We start from the raw sequence: 18,487 nt of genomic DNA, 5'->3' as shown, positions 1-18,487 counted from the left end.
TTAAGGAGGGTTTAAAATGACCGAAAAAGAAAAAATGCAGGCAGGAGAGCTTTACAACAGCAATTCTCCCGAGCTTGTAAACGAGAGGATAAAAGCAAAAAAACTCTGCGCCGAATACAATGCTGTTGAATACAACGATTATCAGAAGCGCGACCGCGTTCTCGGCAGACTTATTCCGCTGAAAAGCGACGACTCCATAATAGAGCCGAATTTCTTCTGCGATTACGGATACAATATCATAATGAACGGCAGATTCTATGCAAACCATAATCTCGTTATCCTTGACTGCGCCGAGGTGACCTTCGGTGAAAATGTCTTTATCGGTCCGAACTGCGGTTTCTATACTGCTGAACACCCTATTGACGCAGATACAAGGAATCAGGGACTTGAGTCCGCAAAGCCCATAACTGTGGGAAACAATGTATGGATAGGCGGTAATGTTACCGTTATCGGCGGTATCACCATAGGCGATAATACAGTCATCGGCGCAGGAAGTGTTGTCACATCGGATATCCCTGCAAACTGCGTTGCCGCAGGAAATCCCTGCAAGCCTGTAAGACCCGTTGATTCAAGACCTGCCCCAGTGCCTGAGAAGGAAGAAGAAAAAGCTGAATTCAGGACTCCTGCCCCTCAGAAGCCCGAGCCTCCCAAGCACAGACACATCGAAGTAAAACTTGTAAACAGCACTGACGATAAATAAGACGAAAGGACGACTGAACCATGAACACACTGCACTTCAAATACGCCGTTGAGATCGAAAAAACACGCTCTATCACACAGGCTGCTGAAAATCTCTACATGGCTCAGCCTAATCTGAGCAAGGCTATAAAAGAACTGGAAAGCACCCTCGGCATCACTATTTTCCGCCGCACATCAAAGGGCGTTATCCCTACGGATCAGGGACTGAAATTCCTTGATTACGCAAAACAGATACTTATACAGATAGACAATATGGAGGCTATACACTCCCCTGACAAGCCCAAAAACAGCCGTTTGCGCATATCCGTACCGAGAACGGGCTATATCTCAAAGGCTTTCTCGGAGTATATCGCTTCACTGGATACTCCCGAGGATATGGAAGTATTCTTCTGCGAGACAAATTCACTGAGAACTATCGAAAATGTCCGCGAAAATGGCTATGATTTCGGCGTTATCCGCTATAATACCGCTCACGAGAAGTACTTCACCGACTTCCTCGCCGAGAAGAACCTGGACGGCAAGCTCCTCTGGGAATTCGAGATGCTGGCTGTTATGTCAGCCGAACACCCTGCCGCAGGTGCTGATGTTATCACTTATTCAGACCTGTCCTGCAACTACACCGAGCTGGGACAGGGCGATGACGCAGTCCCCTATGTTTCGGGAGCTGTGGAGAAGCTCTATGCATCAAACCGTCCTGCCGACGTGCCCGTGAGAAAGGTCTGTATGTACGACCGCGGAAGCGCTTTCGACTTCCTGCTCACAGTACCTCAGGCTTTCATGCTGGATTCTCCCATGCCTGCAAGCCTCTGCGGAAAATACGGACTTGTCCAGAGAAAATGCGCCTTCCCCGACAACAGCTTCAAGGATATGCTCATCTACACATCGGGTCATAAGCTCTCGGATAACGAGCTGAAGCTGGTAAATCGCCTCTATGAGGTAAGAAACGAAAGCGCTTTTGCCGAGTATAAATAAGATATATTGCATAAGGAATACGAATATTCCGTGCAGGAATAAGAAAAAACTGTAAAAGCAACAAAATACAAGGGCGGCTTTATGCCGCCTTTTCTCTTTTTTCCATTCATTTCCGCCCTTTACACGGCTTTGTCAAGCAATTGTCAAGGTTTATTTCGTTACAAGAATATCGATATCGGAATACCGATATTCTACTGTTATATTTGTGCAACATACGTTATTATGATATAATATTGAATATATCATGCAGTACCTGTATCTGAGGAGATCAATGGGGATATCACAGAAATGCTCCCGTACTGCAAATCTTTAGCAAGGAAGGTTAGGACTATGTTTGAAATTCTTGAAAAAAGAACTCTCAATCCCACCGTTACTCTTATGAGGATCAACGCTCCCAAGGTAGCAAGAAAGGCTGAACCGGGTCAGTTCATCATTCTCAGAACTGATGCTGAGGGCGAGCGTATACCGCTTACTATTGCGGATTTCGACCGTGAAAAAGGCTCTGTAACTATCATTTTCCAGATAGTCGGAGCTACAACAGAAAAGCTAAATCACCTCAATGAGGGCGACTGCTTACAGGACTTTGTTGGTCCTCTCGGCAGAGCTACAGAAACAGAGGGACTTAAAAAGGTAGCCGTTGTGGGCGGCGGCGTTGGCTGTGCTATCGCTTACCCTGTTGCAAAGAAGCTCCACGAGCTTGGCGTTGAGGTACATTCTATAGTTGGTTTCAGAAATAAAGACCTTGTTATCCTTGAAGATGAATTCAAGGCTTCAAGCTCTAAGTTCGTACTTATGAGCGATGACGGCACAGCAGGCGAAAAGGGTCTGGTTACAGATGCTCTCAAAAAGCTCATCGAAAGCGGTGAGAAGTATGACAGAGTCATCACTATCGGTCCTCTCATTATGATGAAGTTCGTCTGTCGTCTTACAAAAGAATACGAGATACCCACTGTTGCTTCCATGAACCCTATCATGATAGACGGTACAGGTATGTGCGGCGGCTGTCGTCTTACTGTTGGCGGTCAGACAAAGTTTGCCTGCGTTGACGGTCCCGAGTTCGACGGTCATCTCATCGACTTCGATGAGGCTATGGCAAGAGGCGCTATGTACAAGCCTTTCGAGCGTCATGCCTACGAAGAAGCCTGCAATCTGTTCAAGGAGGTAAAGTAAAATGCCTAATATGTCACTTACAAGAAACGAGATGCCTGTACAGGCTCCCGATGTGAGAAATAAGAATTTCAGCGAGGTAGCTCTCGGCTATACCGAGGAACAGGCTATCGACGAGGCTAAGAGATGCCTTAACTGCAAGAACAAGCCATGTTCAACAGGCTGTCCCGTACAGATAGATATCCCTGCATTTATCGCTCAGGTTGCTGAGGGTAATTTCGCAGAGGCTTACAAGATAATCACAAAATCAAGCTCACTCCCTGCTGTATGCGGCAGAGTATGTCCTCAGGAGACACAGTGCGAGAGCAAGTGCGTAAGAGGCGTAAAGGGCGAGCCTGTTGCTATCGGCAGATTAGAACGTTTCGTTGCAGACTGGCACAATGCACAGCCTGAGACAGCCCCCGAGATACCTGCAAAGAACGGTCACAAGGCTGCTGTTATCGGTTCAGGTCCTTCCGGTCTTGCCTGCGCAGGCGACCTTGCAAAGAAGGGCTATGACGTTACTATATTTGAAGCTCTCCACGTTGCAGGCGGAGTTCTCTCCTACGGTATCCCCGAGTTCAGACTTCCTAAGTCAATCGTTCAGAAGGAGATCGGCGGTCTCAAGGCTCTCGGCGTAAAGGTAGAGACTAATACTGTAGTCGGCAAGACTATCTCAGTTGACGAGCTTATGAAGGAAGAAGGATTTGAGTCCGTATTCATCGGCTCAGGCGCAGGTCTCCCAAGATTTATGAATATACCCGGCGAGAACCTCAACGGCGTTTACTCAGCTAACGAGTTCCTCACACGTATCAACCTTATGAAGGCATACAAGGAAGGCAGTGCTACTCCTATCAAGGCAGGTACTAAGGCTGTTATCGTAGGCGGCGGAAACGTTGCTATGGACGCAGCACGCTGCGCTAAGAGACTGGGCGCTGAAGTATACATCGTATACAGACGTACAGAAGCAGAGCTTCCTGCAAGAGCTGAGGAAGTTGAACACGCTAAGGAAGAGGGCATCATCTTCAAGTTCCTCACAAATCCTATTGAGATACAGGCTACAGAGGACGGCTGGGTAAAGAGCGTTCACTGTCAGCAGATGGAGCTTTCAGAGCCTGATGCTTCGGGCAGAGCAAAGCCTGTTCCGATAGAGGGCGCATTCGTTGACATCGAAGCTGACTGCGTTATCATGTCTATCGGTACTTCACCAAATCCGCTCATCAAGTCCACTACAGCAGGTCTTGATACTCAGAAATGGGGCGGTATCATCGCTGACGACAACGGTCTTACTTCAAAGGAAGGCGTTTACGCAGGCGGCGACGCTGTAACAGGTGCTGCAACTGTTATCCTTGCTATGGGCGCAGGCAAAAAGGCTGCCGCAGCTATGGACGAATATATGCAGAACAAGTAAGCCCTCTGACGGAGGTATACCATGGAAAAAAACATTACCTCACAAACTCTTTCAAGGCTTCCGATATACTTCAATTACCTTGTATCACTTCCAGAGGAGAGAAAAAAAGGAAACATATCAGCTACTGCTATCGCTGAGGCTCTCGGACTCAACGATGTACAGGTGCGAAAAGACCTTGCTTCGGTGAGCTGCGGCGGTCGTCCCAAGGTGGGATATATGACCTCAGAGCTTATCGGCGATATCGGCAAATTTCTCGGCTTTGAGAACCACGACAAGGTGGTAGTGGCAGGTATGGGAAACTTCGGAAGAGCCATGCTGGAATACAACGGCTTTGAGGCTTACGGCTTTGATATAATCTGCGGATTTGACTGCAACAAAGAGCGTGTGGGCAAAAATGTGGGCGGCAAGCCTGTCCGTCATATCGACGAGCTTGAGGACTTCTGCCTGACAAACGATATACGCATCGGTATCATAACTGTACCTGAAACTGCTGCACAGGAGGTCTGTGACCGTATGGCAGAGGCAGGGATAAAATATATCCTTAATTTCGCCGCCGTACATATAAACGCTCCTAAGGGAGTTGCGGTGCATAACGAGAATATTTCCCTCACTCTTGCAATGCTTGCAAGGTGCGGAGCATGAAAATAAGGGACTGCAATTGCAGTCCCTTTTATTATATTCAGTAATTTATGATCATACTAATCTGACAAATTTGCATCTTGCACTGTCAAAAATATCATCGCTCTTACCGTTTTTATAAATGCGCTTTGCAACAAGTCTTCCATCGCTTTCGAGGAAGTAATAATAACAGCAGTCTCCTTTCTCACAGGTCAGATTACTGTATGTAGATGTGTGACATAACGGACGTATAACCTTAGGGTTAGTAGTTGAATAAATTACAATATTTCCGTCACTCTGGAAGTATACTTTAAACTTTGAAATCTTTTCATTTGTACCGGGATATTTGCTGTTTGAATTATACGGTGACTTGAATAAAACCTTCTTCTGTTTTGTTCTGGTATTATAAGTATAAAAATCTCCGTTTTTATCGCCCTTGAGTACCCAATCGCCATTCTGCATGATAGCAGAACCGTTTAATTCATAGCCAAAGATGTCCATATGGCAATTGCCGGGCTCAACCATGATAACAGAAGGTCTTGAAGAAGCTGCTTCTGCTACAATAGCATTGTCACTGAATGATAATACATCACCTGTGTAGCCTGTTATCGGTGCTGATGCCATTACAACAGCTAATAACGCACCGACGAGTTTTACTTTTTTCATAATAAATACTCCTTTGTTTTAAATTGATTCTCTTAAAACCGATAGTTTAAATACATAAAATATAAACAGAATGTATCAAACAAGTATATTATATATTTATCATCTTCAAATGTCAAGTATTTTTATTCAAATCAGCAATCTATGAACAAAAGTTGTAAACTCAGATGCGCATAATAGTTACTTGAATTACACTCGATCCACGCTATAATTATAAATTCTTAACTTTTCGGTTTTGTAATAATTAACGCAATTATTAACTTGCAATCCAAGTAATACGTGCGAACACTGTTCGCCCCTACAGCGCAGAGCCTGCCCCCCCTTGGTCGTCCGCGTATCTTCAAAGGAGATATTGCTTCTCGACACGGTGATACCATCGAAGCGGCTTCAATTATGAATTGATCCGCGGCTAATAGCAAAAAAAGACGGCATAAAGCCGTCCTTTTTATTATTATTCTTTTTCTTCAGCTGCTGCTTCTTTTTCATCAGCAGCTGTTTCTGTTGCAGTTTCATCTGAATCAAAATCTGCTTCAGCTTCAGTGTCAAAGTCAAACTTCATTTCCATATCCTCAGGTATTTCCTTGAATCCGTCTACCTTTTCGAGGGTTGCCTTGTTTTCCATTTCGTCGCCCTCTTCTGAAAGGTTAAGGATCATCTTTCCGCCTTCATTTTCAAGGAAAACTTCGTCTTCATCGAATACTTCCTTGCTGATGAGCTGGACCTTTCCATCCTTTTCTTCCCACTCGATATCCTGTGGTTTTCCGTCTTCACTGTAAAGGAATGAATAGAATGTACCCTTGTTGTCGTCTTTAAGCTCGATCTGGAAAAGTGCATATGCATCTACACCGTAAAGGCTATCCATTTCTTCTCCGTCAAGAACAAGCTTGCTGCACTGCCACTTACCAACAGCAGCAGAATCAGCTGCCTCTGTTGCAGCAACAGTTGTAGTCTCTTCCTTTGCGTCCTTTTCCTTAGTATCGCCGCAGCCTACCATAGATGATAAGATGCAGACAAGTGCCAGTGATGAACAAATAAGTTTTTTCATAAATTTTATCCTCCATAATAATAAGCCTTAGTCAGTTTAATATCCCTCTTCCAACTGACTCTTTTCGGCTTCGTGAATTATATCACACTTTTTTTGCATCTGTCAAGTTTTTGAGGAAACGGTTTTATGGCGTTTAACAGTCGATTTTTCGCTAATTTATGTGAAATAATCGTTAATTAGCAACAAAATTAACATCACGTTCTTGATATATTTCGCTATTCGATAGAAATTTTAAATACTCTTCCGAGCACCTGTAATAATGAGCAGATAAAAAAACCAAAAACGGCGGAAAATCCGCCGTTTTCATTGTTATTATCCTTACTCTGCTTCTTCAGCAGTAGCATCTTCGTCTTCGTCGTCAAAGCTGAAATCAGAATCATCATCACTGCTAAGATCACCGAATGGATTTTCAGGCATTTCCTTGAATTCGTCTACCTTTACAAAATACATCTTTACTTCTTCGTCTTCACTTACCTCTTCCTCTTCGTCGTAAACCATACTCATGAGCAATTTGCCGCCGTCCTTTTCAAGGATAGCCTCCTCGCCGTCAAATGCGTCGTTCTTTGCGATCTTGACCTTACCGTCCTTCTGCTTCTTCCACTCGATGTCAATAACCTCTCCGTCATTATTCAACAGTGAATCTACTGTACCCTTGTTTCCTTCTTTAAGTTCGATCTGGTATAAAGCATAAGCATCTACGCCGAAGAAATTATCTGTTTCTTCACCGCCCATTACGATTTTTTCACACTCCCACTTGCCGATGAAGTCGTCCTTCTTTTCCTTCTTAGCACTGCATCCTACAAATGCAGAAGCAACGCAAACTACAGCGAGTGATGAGCAAAGTATTCTTTTCATAGTCATAATTAAATCCTCCATAAATATATGTGTTATTGCTTCGAGTTCACATTAACTTTGGATAAGTTCACTTGAACCCTTTCGACATTATGAATTATATCACACTTTTTTAAGTTTGTCAAGTTTTTGGCAAAAAATTTTTATCGTCGATTTATGCCTGTTCTGCGCCAAATCAGGATTTTTAGTTAGTTACGTATAACAATTTGAAAAATTTCAGGTGACGACCTTTCACAGAAAGATCATCACCTGATAAAGCTTCTATATGGTTATTTCTATTTCAGATCACTTCTTATTTGTTCTCTGCTTTCTGAATTCCGAAATGCCTACTGGCTTTTCGTCATCAGTTGTAGAAAGATATGTGTAATAAGCAAGTATATTTGAAGCATCAACTGCGTCTATAAGTCCGTCTGTATTGACATCAGCGGCTTTCTTCTGCTTGTCTGTGAAATTGCCGCTGCCTGTTGATAACAGAGCGTACTGTTTAAGTATCATGGACGCATCAACCGAATCCGTACGCTTATCATCGTTAACATCGCCCAATACATACTCTTCAGGCTTTGTGGTTACAGTCGTGGTAGTTGTTGGCTTTGAAGTTGTAGTAGTTGTTGGTTTTGATGTTGTGGTTGTTGCCTTTGAAGTCGTGGTAGTTGTTGGCTTTGAAGTTGTCGTAGTCGTCTTTGAAGTTGTAGTAGTTGTTGGCTTTGATGTTGTGGTTGTTGCCTTTGAAGTCGTAGTAGTTGTTGGTTTTGATGTTGTCGTAGTCGTCTTTGAAGTCGTGGTAGTTGTTGGCTTTGATGTTGTGGTTGTTACCTTTGAAGTCGTAGTTGTTGTTGTGGTGGTCGAAGCATTCAGTGCAACGTACTTTCCTTCGCTATTAAGCACCTTTATCTTGCCGTCAATACTCTCATTTCCTTCATTTACTGTTACCGACTTCCATGCTTTTTCGCTGTCGGGATAGAAAACATTGAGTATGCCCTTGCAGCCTGCGAAGGTATTCTCGCCTATCTGTACAACAGTCTTTGGAAGTGTGATATCCTCCACCTTTGCGAAGCCGTCAAAAGCATAGTTTGGCAGGTATTTTCCGCCTGAAACAGTTATAGTTTTTAGGCTTTCGGGAATGTAGCGCACCTCTCCGTTGAAGCCGCTTGCTTCATATGTGCCCTCAGTCTTGTCGAGGAACATATCACCGAGCCATACATTGCTCTCGCCGTTTATATCCTTATCGCCGAAGCCTGCAAACGGAAGTGTAAGCTCCTCAAGAGCAGTACATCTGTTGAAGATATGATCCTCGATGCCCTTGCTTCCGCCCTTTATAGTCGCCTTTTTAAGCGATGTGCAGCCTTCAAACGCACAAGCTCCGATAGTCTCTGTGCTTGCGGGAACGTTTATCTCCTTTACAGACTCGCAGCCTGCAAATGCTCTTGCTCCTATGGATCTGACTCCGTCAGGGATATCCGCATTTAACTTCTTACAGTCATAGAAAGCGTATTCGCCGATAGATGTTACCTTAGAAGGTATCTTGAAGTCAGCAAGAGAAGTACAGCCCGAAAATGCGGCTTCTTCTATAACTTCGATATCATCGGGAACAGTTATCTTCTTGACCGATGAGAAGCCGTCAAAGGTATATGCAGGTATTTTCTTGCCGCCTGTAACGGTTATGCTTGTAAGTGACTTGGGGATATTCAATACCGCAGCATCGAAGCCCTGCACTGAATATATCATTTCTTTTTTACCGTCAAGGAAAAGATATCCCAGCCATGATATATCACCGTCATCGACCGCTTTGCGCTGGAAACCTGCAAACGGAAGTGTAAGCTCCTCAAGAGCCGTACAGCCGTTGAAAACGAAATCGCTGATATTCTCTGTTCCCTCGCCGATAACTGCCTTTTTCAGCGAAGTACAGCCGCTGAATGCGTATGAGCCTATAGTCTTTGTTGCCATTGGAATGTTTATTTCCTTAATAGACTCGCAGCCCGTAAATGCATAATCACCTATGCTAACAACTGCCTCGGGGATATCTGTATCAAGCAAAGAACAGTGCTGAAAAGCGTTATTGCCGATAGAAGTCAACTTGCCGGGCATTTTGAAGCTGCTGAGCTTGCTGCACTCAGAAAAAGCACTATCCCCGATAAATGTAACACTGTCGGGAACCGATATCTTCTTGACAGACGAGAAACCGTCAAAAGTATACGCAGGTATCACAGTTCCGCCTGTTATATTGATAGTTTCAAGGGACTTGGGTATATATCTTGTTTCGCCGTTAAATCCGCTTATGCTGTATGTTTTGTCGGATTTTTCCGCACTGTCTCCGAACATATCGCCCAGCCATGTGACGCTTGCACTGTTTATATCATTAAGTACGAAGCCTGCAAAGGGAAGTGTAAGCTCTTCAAGGGCAGTACACTTGCTGAATATATGTCCGCCTATGCCTTCGCTGCCGCCTTTGATGACTGCCTTTTTAAGCGATGTACAGCCCTCAAAAGCACGTTCACCGATGGTCTTTACCGTGTCGGGGATAATTATGTCTTTAAGGGAAGTACAGCCTGCAAAAACATAGCTTCCCACTGAGGTTATAGCTTTTCCGCTGTCATTCTTTATAGTTACCTTTGTGATCTTTGCAGCATTCTTGAAAGGCGACTGCGGATAGTCCTGCATATCGCCGCTGCCGCTTATAACAAGTGAACCGTCATTGTAAAGTATATAGCTTACAGCATCGCCGAGCTTTCCTTCTTCTGATGTGTTTGAAACTGTAGTTACAGAAGTCGTTGAAGTTGAAGATGTCAAAGCCTTTGTTGTCGTAGTTATTGATGTTGTTGTATTTTTAGTCGTAGATGTAGATGTTGAAGATGCTGCTTTTTTAGTAGTTGTATTAGTTGATGAAGAAGACTTTACTGCTGAGGAAGTAGTTGTGGACCCTGTCTTTGTGGTAGTTGCAGAAGTTGAAGTTGCCGCCTTTGTTGTGGCAGTCGATGTTACTGCTGCACCTGCCTTTACATTGCTGTTTGCTGCCATTGATACTATGCCTGCATATGTTGCGGCAGTATTCTTGTCAGAACAATTTCCACTGCATGGGATAGCCGCTGACAGGCATAAAGCCGTACTTAATGCGACTGCTGTGATTTTACTAAGCATTTGATATTCGCTCCTCTTCAAAATTATACAAATAATATTATTTTTGTATTTTTATACAAGCAATATTATAATCCATATTATCACGTTTGTCAATCCAAATATTGTGCTAATGACATTTTTTACCATATTCTGCTGAATAAAGCAAAAAAGCGGACGATCTTTCATCGTCCGCTCTGTATCAGTATTCATTTGTACCATCAGTATCTTCCGAATTTTCATCTTCACCCTCATCGGTGCTGTTTTCGTCGTTTTCCTCGGAAGTATCTTCAAATGTCTTGGTCGGTGCTTCTTCCACTATAGGCTTCTGACCCTTGTATACAGTCACTATGAAGCCGTCTATGTTATTTCCCGATATCTCATATCTAACACCTGTAGGTACGGGAACTGTTGTCTTTTCGTTTCCGTCATCGGATTTTACGAAATAGACCTCATAGTCATTGCCCTTATCATCTGAAAATTCAAGATGATCCTTGTCATACGGGTGCTCGCCCACAAGCTTGATATACTCTTCAAGGCAAAGGTCGTTTGCGTCCATATAATATGCATGGGGTATTCCTACATAGCGGAAATGCCACGGCTCGTTCTGGAAGCCTGTTATTTTTTCCTTGCTTGATGTATAACGCACTATAAAGCCGTATTTATAGCAGTTTGCGTTTATCCACTCAAAATCGCCTGTGCCCTGATAATCGTTGTTCTCGGTCTCGCTGAAGTCAAAGGCAAGTCCTGTTTCGTGCTCACTGAAGCCCGGTTTTGCAACTCTTGTGGACTCTTCTCCGTCATTGTTTGCAACGTCGTTATCGTAAAGCTGCTGCTGGAATTCCGTTGTTCTGTATGAACCGTAGATAATAAGCGTATCATTGTTGTACTTGTCGTAGAAGTCCTGTATCATCTTGGTCATAGGCCCGTAGACTTCCCTGAGGATAGTATATGTTGAGTCAACTGCGCTGAAACAGCTGATCTCGTTCTCATAGTTCATATCCGTGATACTTACAAGATCCTCATCGCCGCCGAAATACTGATGTTCCTTATTTACAAGGATAAGATCGCCGCGGAACTTGTCCTTTGTATTGACTGAAAGTGATTCATATATAGTCTGATTAGGGTCGGGAACGGTAGAAGCTGTAAGATCCTCCACCTCTATATCATTCTGCTCAACAAACGGCGAGGGTGCTACCTCTTTTGCGTGATGAAAGCTTTTTGCGATAAAGAAAGCACAAGCTCCGAGAAGGACAAGGCTTATAACTATCTCAGTTGTCGTTTTTGCTCGTCGTATACTTTTTTCTTTGCTTATTTTCTTTTTGGACATATGTCTGCTCCATTCCGCTGCTTCATAAGCAGCCGCATCTTTTGGGAACTCTTTCGATTCCGTTCACTTTTGTTCTTTTATCTCTATAAATTCCGTATAAATGGACGTATGAATGTATTATACCATATTCCGCGCTGAAAATATAGTGTTAGCGATACATATTTGTAAAGGTGCTGTATTGTCAATGTCGATAAAATCTACAAATTGTGAGCTTTTGACAATTTTTCGGTTTTCTCGGAGCTACAGAAACCAATATATAAAATAACTTCCTATTTATATATAGGTAATATAGTGTTAATCTTCACAAAAAGGATACAGCAATTAACACAGTATTGCACAATCTTTCTTAAATCACTTGAAAATGCATTAAGGAAATGTTATAATATATTGTGAGAGTATAGACAAATTCTTTAATTAAGCGATTTTTACGACCGCTCCGTCGGGGATACGGCTTACGCGGTCTTTCTGTTATCTTCGCGTTAAGGAGTGATCTCTATGAAATGTCCACGGTGCGGAACAGACAACGAAGCGGGTTTCAGGTTCTGCGTTAAATGCGGCGTTAACCTTGAAGATCCGCAGGATGTTAACATTGAACAGGCAGATATGGGCGGCTATTACTCCGAAGAAGACCCTGCCTCAGGCGGCTTCACTTTCGGAAGCGGCACATTTACTATAAGCGATACACCTTCTCACGATTCTTCTTCAGACCTCTATACTGCTGCTGAGCTGAATGATACGGACGAAGAGTTCGACTTCAGCAGCTTTGACGAGCCCTTTATTCCAAAGCTTGATACAGGAAGAGTTACTCTTCCCGAACAGACAAGAGCTGTACGTCAGGCTCAGATGAACAATGCAAACCCATTCCGTCAGCAGGGTGCTATGCAGGGCATTCCTGTTCAGGGCGGTATGCAGGGGATTCCCCAGCCGGCTGCCATGCAGGGTATTCCTGCACAGGGCGGTATGCAGAGTATTCCTCAGCCAAACGCTATGCAGGGTATACCTCAGCCCGCTGCCATGCAGGGACTTCCTCCGCAGGGTGGTATGCAGGGTATACCTCAGCCAAATGCAATGCAGGGACTTCCTCCGCAGAGTGGTATGCAGAGTATACCTCAGCCAAATGCAATGCAGGGTATTCCTGCACAGGGCGGTATGCAAGGTATGGCTCAGCCTGTCATGTATGCGCAGCCCCAGATGATCGGTTACGACCAGAATGGTATGCCCATATACGGTCAGCCTGTCATGTATGCGCAGCCTCAGTTGATCGGCTACGACCAGAACGGTATGCCCGTCTACGGTCAGCCTGTCATGTATGCGCAGCCTCAGATAATCGGCTATGATCAGAACGGTATGCCCGTATACGGTCAGCCAATGGTCATCAATCCTGCCCAGACTGCTGAGCTTGCTGATATAAACGGTATGCCTGCTATGGGCGGTATACCAGTTGTTCCCCAAATGGGCGGAATGCAGATGAATCAGCCCCTCCCTCCTCCCGCAGAGGATAAGGACAAGGTCGAGGTACCCGATGATTTCTGGGAATTCTTCGACGGCGGCAAGGCTACCGAACACGCTGAGACCGATCCTACCGACGATTTCTTCGGAAAGCGCAATGAAGATCTCGGCAGCCTGAAACGTCCCGAAAAGAAAAAGGTATCGTACATGAACGATACCCCTCTTGTTGACGCAAGCAAGCTCAGAAAAAACGAAGAGTCAAAATACAACAAAATGTTTATGCGTTCGGCAGAAGTTGCTGATCCAAGCGCTCTTGAAGCGAAAAAGGAACAGCGTCGTTTTGATTATATGGGCTCTACAAAGAGCGTTGACGCATCAGAGCTTCGCGCAAAGGAAGAGCGCAGATCATGGAACGTTATGTCGGCGGCAGGTATGGCTGATCCAAACGAATTGCAGGCAGCAAATAATACAAAACAGCATAAAGGCTCACTCATGGCTCAGGCAGATCACGCAGTTCAGGCACTGCCCAAAAAAGCAAAAACCTATAACGACGAGATAGACGCTATAGAGCTCCCCGAAGAGATGAAAGCCAAAAAGACCAATAAATCGGAAATTCCCGGTATGCCGGAATTTTAATAAAATTTTATATTACACATTTTAAGGAGATGTCGTAAAAAATGAAGAAATTTTTAAAGGAATTCAAGGAATTCGCACTCAAAGGCAACGTAATGGATATGGCTATCGGTGTTATCATCGGTGCTGCTTTCGGAAGCATCGTAAGCGCTCTTACCGATAACTTTATCACTCCTCTTATCGCAGCTATCACAGGCGGCGCTGAAAAGGACGAAAACGGCGTTATGCAGCTCGTAGGCGGTAAATTTACAGTTGCAGGTGTTGATTTCAATTACGGTGCATTTATTTCCGCAGTTCTTAATTTCCTCATCATCGCTATCATTCTCTTCTGCATCCTCAAGGCTGTAAACAAGGCTATGTCCGTTGGCAAGAAGAAGGAAGAAGAAAAGCCTGCTGAGCCACCAAAGGAAGAAGTTCTTCTCACAGAGATCAGAGACCTTCTCAAGGCACAGAACGAAAAGAAATAATTCTTCATTACATAGAAAGCCTCCGCTTCTGCGGAGGCTTTTTTATGCGTATTTCATCATCAGGTAAAAATTTACTTCCAGAAAGATATAAAAGCAGCCCAAGAATGTCATCGTTCTGCAAAAGCTCTTTTCCTCAGCAGGAGAATATATCTCATAAATGTTTTCGGGGTTTAAATAGTGAAGTCCGGGAGGAAGCTTTTTACTGTCCTTAATTATGTAGGTATTATCCTCTACGCTTATTTTTTTCGTCAAATCATAAGGGATAACAAAGCTCATATTGTGTTTCTCACCTGTAAAGGCATCAACAGAGCTGTTATTGGCTATTTTGTATTTCATATCAATGACTTCTACTTCCATTTTCAAAGTACACTGTTTCTTCTTTATGAAGCTGTTTATGCGCGGAACTATTATCTGTATAACTCCAAACAGCGCAAGAAAAGGAATAACAGCCTGCGACATTTTTATCTCGTCTATACAGCATAAATAAAACAGCAGCATATATATCAGTCCGATAAATATGACAAAAACATTTGTAAAGCTCACATAATTGGCTTTTTTTATACTGTATATCCCGAATGCACACAAGACAGCATTGACGATCATCATTCCGAATTCCACGACCGGCTGTATGCGAATACTCAGGCATACAAAAATGACCGCGCCTATAATAAGCCAGAATACAAATGATGTGGCGATATTACTGCCGAATATACCTTCAATGGTCTCCTGAAACTCTGTATCGGAACACTCCCTGTAGCTTTTCTTTTTCATTTTCCCTCATATCAGATGTGCCGCTCCATTACGGAACGGCACTTTATATTTATATTACTTAATATCAGCGTGATGAGCCTGAAGTGACTTAACGCCAAGGTGAGTATTGTGCTTGATAGCCTTGATACCCTCTGCACTTGCCTTTGCAGCAGCCATAGTTGTCATGTATGGTATTCTGTGCTTTATAGCAGCCTTTCTGATATAGCTGTCATCGTGTACACTTGTCTTGCCGGCAGGTGTGTTGATTATCATCTGTATCTCGCCGTTTGCGATCTGGTCAGCAATATTCGGACGTCCCTCATAAAGCTTGAATATCTTATCGCATGGGATACCTGCTTCCTTTATCATCTCATAGCTTCTGCCTGTTGCAATGATGTGGAATCCGAGCTCGTTGAATGACTTGGCAATGTCTACAAGCTCGGGCTTGTCTCTCTCGCATACGCTGAGGAGAACTGTTCCCTCCAGTGGGAGCTTGTTCTTTGTAGCTTCCTGTGCCTTGTAGTATGCTTCACCGAATGATGGCGAGATACCAAGAACTTCACCTGTTGAACGCATCTCAGGTCCGAGGAGAGGATCTACCTCAGGGAACATATTGAACGGGAATACAGCTTCCTTAACGCCGTAGTGACCGATCTGCTTGTCCTTGAGCTCAGGTACAGGAGAAGGTCTGCCTGTAAGCGAAGATGTGATTATATCTGTAGCGATCTTTACCATGTTGATATCGCATACCTTTGATACCAGCGGAACTGTTCTTGATGCACGTGGATTAGCCTCGAGCACGTATACTGTATCGCCCTCGATAGCGTACTGCATATTCATAAGTCCGCATACATTCATCTCTACAGCTATCTTCTTTGTGTACTCCTTGATAGTAGCGACCTGCTTCTCTGTCAGGTTCTTTGAAGGAAGTATACAAGCGGAGTCGCCCGAGTGTACGCCTGCAAGCTCGATATGCTCCATAACGCATGGAACAAAGCAGTGTGTACCGTCTGAGATAGCGTCAGCCTCGCACTCTGTAGCGTGGTTGAGGAAACGGTCGATGAGGATAGGTCTGTCAGGAGTTACGCCGACAGCCGCATTCATGTATACTCTCATCATCTCGTCATCGTGTACTATCTCCATTCCGCGTCCGCCGAGAACATAGGAAGGACGAACCATTACAGGATAACCGATCTTGTTTGCGATAGCAATAGCTTCGTCAGCATTTACAGCCATTCCAGCCTCAGGCATAGGGATTCCGAGCTTGTCCATCATTGCGCGGAAGTGATCTCTGTCCTCAGCAAGGTCGATAGTCTCGGGAGTTGTACCGAGGATATTTACACCGTACTTCTTAAGGTCGTTTGCAAGGTTAAGAGGAGTCTGTCCGCCGAACTGAGCGATAACGCCAACGGGCTTTTCCTTTTCGTGGATAGCGAGAACATCTTCAAGTGTAAGAGGCTCAAAATAGAGCTTGTCTGATGTATCATAGTCAGTAGAAACTGTCTCAGGGTTGCAGTTTACAATAATGGACTCAAAGCCCAGCTTTTTAAGTGCAAGTGCAGCATGAACGCAGCAGTAGTCGAATTCGATACCCTGACCGATTCTGTTAGGACCGCCGCCGAGGATCATTATCTTTGGCTTTTCTGTGCTTACAGGGCTCTTGTCCTCGTCAAGGTGATATGTGGAGTAGTAGTAAGCAGCGTCCTTTGTACCGCTTACGTGAATGCCCTCCCATGCTTCCTTTACGCCGATAGCCATACGAGCGTTTCTTATCTCCTCCTCGGAAACTTCAAGGAGAGAGCTGAGGTAACGGTCTGAGAAGCCGTCAAGCTTAGCCTGCTTCAGAACGTCGTTTGCAGGAACAGCGCCCTTGTTCTTGAGGAGAGCCTCCTCCTCGTCAACAAGCTCCTTCATCTGCTCGATGAAGTACTTCTTTATCTTTGTAAGGTCGTGGAGCTCGTCAACAGTTGCGCCCTTGCGGAGTGCCTCATACATGATGAACTGTCTCTCGCTTGTTGGGAAACGAAGGTTTGAAAGGAGCTCTTCCTTTGTCATATTGTTGAAGTTCTTCGCAAATCCGAGACCATAGCGTCCTGTTTCAAGTGAACGGATAGCCTTCTGGAATGCTTCCTTGTAGGTCTTGCCGATGCTCATTACCTCACCGACAGCCTTCATCTGAGTGCCAAGCTTGTCCTCAGCGCCCTTGAACTTCTCGAAAGCCCAGCGAGCGAACTTGATAACGATGTAGTCACCGTCGGGAACATACTTGTCAAGAGTGCCGTACTTGCCGCACTCGATGTCTTTAAGGGTGAGACCGCAGGCAAGCATAGCAGATACGAGAGCTATCGGGAAGCCTGTAGCCTTTGAAGCAAGTGCGGAAGAACGTGAGGTTCTTGGGTTGATCTCGATAACAACAATACGTCCTGTCTCGGGATCACGGGCGAACTGACAGTTACAGCCGCCGATAACTTCGATAGACTCGATTATCTTGTATGACATTTCCTGTAACTGAGCCTGTACGTCCTCGGGGATAGTGAGCATAGGTGCAGAACAGAAGGAGTCACCTGTGTGTACACCGATAGGATCAATATTCTCAATGAAGCATACTGTGATCTTGTTGTTCTCAGCATCACGTACTACTTCAAGCTCAAGCTCTTCCCAGCCGAAGATACATTCTTCAACAAGTACCTGTCCAACGAGAGATGCCTGAAGTCCTCTTGCACATACGACTTTGAGTTCGTCAACGTTATATACCATGCCGCCGCCTGCGCCGCCCATAGTATATGCAGGACGCAGAACAACAGGATATTTCAGCTTTTCAGCTATCTTTACAGCCTCATCTACGGAATAAGCAACTTCACTTCTCGGCATACCGATACCGAGTGCGCTCATAGCGTTCTTGAATTCGATACGGTCCTCACCGCGCTCAATAGCGTCTACCTGTACACCGATGACCTGTACATTGTACTTTTTGAGTACGCCTGCCTGATCAAGCTCGGAGCAGAGATTAAGTCCCGACTGTCCGCCAAGGTTAGGAAGGAGAGCATCAGGACGTTCTTTTTCGATGATCTGTGTAAGTCTTTCGAGATTAAGAGGCTCAATGTAAGTGATATCCGCAACATCTGGGTCTGTCATGATAGTTGCAGGGTTTGAGTTAACAAGAACGATCTCATAGCCCAGCTGGCGAAGTGCCTTACAGGCCTGTGTTCCCGAATAGTCAAACTCGCAAGCCTGTCCTATGATGATAGGACCTGAACCGATGATCATGATCTTGTTAATATCCTGTCTTTTTGGCATATTATTCTCCTGACCCGTACAAAAAACGTACGTTTATAAATTTG

Annotated in this window: 14 protein-coding genes; 7 read left to right on the top strand and 7 right to left on the bottom strand. The window is 44.5% G+C overall.

Annotated elements, in window-relative coordinates; translation table 11 throughout:
* The first annotated feature begins 16 nt into the window (after window positions 1–16).
* The 5 genes from L870_RS17125 (at window position 17) to L870_RS0108205 (ending at window position 4,870) form a co-directional block, all read left to right on the top strand.
* Complete coding sequence (locus tag L870_RS17125) at window positions 17–700, top strand: maltose acetyltransferase domain-containing protein (RefSeq protein ID WP_080676396.1); 684 nt, start codon at window positions 17–19, stop codon at window positions 698–700.
* Between the two features lie 20 nt (window positions 701–720).
* Window positions 721–1,671 (top strand): LysR family transcriptional regulator, encoded by a 951-nt coding sequence (locus L870_RS0108220; RefSeq protein ID WP_028517734.1) that lies wholly within the window; start codon window positions 721–723, stop codon window positions 1,669–1,671.
* Between the two features lie 330 nt (window positions 1,672–2,001).
* The gene (locus L870_RS0108215; protein ID WP_028517733.1) at window positions 2,002–2,841 is read left to right on the top strand and encodes a sulfide/dihydroorotate dehydrogenase-like FAD/NAD-binding protein; all 840 of its coding nucleotides are present in this window, start codon (window positions 2,002–2,004) and stop codon (window positions 2,839–2,841) included.
* A gap of 1 nt (window position 2,842) precedes the next feature.
* Complete coding sequence (gltA, locus tag L870_RS0108210) at window positions 2,843–4,228, top strand: NADPH-dependent glutamate synthase (RefSeq protein WP_028517732.1); 1,386 nt, start codon at window positions 2,843–2,845, stop codon at window positions 4,226–4,228.
* A 21-nt stretch (window positions 4,229–4,249) separates the two neighbouring features.
* Window positions 4,250–4,870, top strand: coding sequence for a redox-sensing transcriptional repressor Rex (locus L870_RS0108205; protein WP_028517731.1), 621 nt, complete (start codon window positions 4,250–4,252; stop codon window positions 4,868–4,870).
* A 51-nt stretch (window positions 4,871–4,921) separates the two neighbouring features.
* On the opposite strand, the gene L870_RS0108200 is transcribed toward L870_RS0108205, so the two are convergent.
* The 5 genes from L870_RS0108200 to L870_RS17120 form a co-directional block, all read right to left on the bottom strand.
* Window positions 4,922–5,512 carry a hypothetical protein gene (locus L870_RS0108200; RefSeq protein WP_028517730.1) on the bottom strand — a complete coding sequence of 197 codons (591 nt, stop codon included), beginning with the start codon at window positions 5,510–5,512 and terminating at the stop codon, window positions 4,922–4,924.
* A gap of 448 nt (window positions 5,513–5,960) precedes the next feature.
* Window positions 5,961–6,554, bottom strand: coding sequence for a hypothetical protein (locus L870_RS0108195; RefSeq protein WP_028517729.1), 594 nt, complete (start codon window positions 6,552–6,554; stop codon window positions 5,961–5,963).
* A gap of 318 nt (window positions 6,555–6,872) precedes the next feature.
* On the bottom strand, window positions 6,873–7,415 hold the full coding sequence (locus L870_RS0108190; protein ID WP_028517728.1) for a hypothetical protein: 543 nt from the start codon (window positions 7,413–7,415) through the stop codon (window positions 6,873–6,875).
* A 276-nt stretch (window positions 7,416–7,691) separates the two neighbouring features.
* Window positions 7,692–10,541 carry a leucine-rich repeat protein gene (locus L870_RS0108185; RefSeq protein WP_028517727.1) on the bottom strand — a complete coding sequence of 950 codons (2,850 nt, stop codon included), beginning with the start codon at window positions 10,539–10,541 and terminating at the stop codon, window positions 7,692–7,694.
* A gap of 178 nt (window positions 10,542–10,719) precedes the next feature.
* Window positions 10,720–11,847 carry a M15 family metallopeptidase gene (locus L870_RS17120; RefSeq protein ID WP_037271653.1) on the bottom strand — a complete coding sequence of 376 codons (1,128 nt, stop codon included), beginning with the start codon at window positions 11,845–11,847 and terminating at the stop codon, window positions 10,720–10,722.
* A gap of 495 nt (window positions 11,848–12,342) precedes the next feature.
* Between L870_RS17120 and L870_RS0108170 the strand changes: the two genes are divergently transcribed.
* On the top strand, window positions 12,343–13,932 hold the full coding sequence (locus L870_RS0108170; protein WP_028517726.1) for a DUF7577 domain-containing protein: 1,590 nt from the start codon (window positions 12,343–12,345) through the stop codon (window positions 13,930–13,932).
* A 41-nt stretch (window positions 13,933–13,973) separates the two neighbouring features.
* Window positions 13,974–14,396 carry a large conductance mechanosensitive channel protein MscL gene (gene mscL, locus L870_RS0108165; RefSeq protein WP_028517725.1) on the top strand — a complete coding sequence of 141 codons (423 nt, stop codon included), beginning with the start codon at window positions 13,974–13,976 and terminating at the stop codon, window positions 14,394–14,396.
* A 42-nt stretch (window positions 14,397–14,438) separates the two neighbouring features.
* Here mscL and L870_RS0108160 read toward each other — a convergent pair whose 3' ends face one another.
* Window positions 14,439–15,167, bottom strand: coding sequence for a hypothetical protein (locus L870_RS0108160; protein ID WP_028517724.1), 729 nt, complete (start codon window positions 15,165–15,167; stop codon window positions 14,439–14,441).
* A 54-nt stretch (window positions 15,168–15,221) separates the two neighbouring features.
* Complete coding sequence (gene carB / locus L870_RS0108155) at window positions 15,222–18,443, bottom strand: carbamoyl-phosphate synthase large subunit (RefSeq protein ID WP_028517723.1); 3,222 nt, start codon at window positions 18,441–18,443, stop codon at window positions 15,222–15,224.
* Window positions 18,444–18,487 lie beyond the last annotated feature (44 nt).

The organism is Ruminococcus flavefaciens ATCC 19208 (genome assembly GCF_000518765.1).
Lineage (GTDB): Bacteria > Bacillota > Clostridia > Oscillospirales > Ruminococcaceae > Ruminococcus > Ruminococcus flavefaciens.
This window is presented reverse-complemented; position numbering and strand designations above follow the sequence as displayed.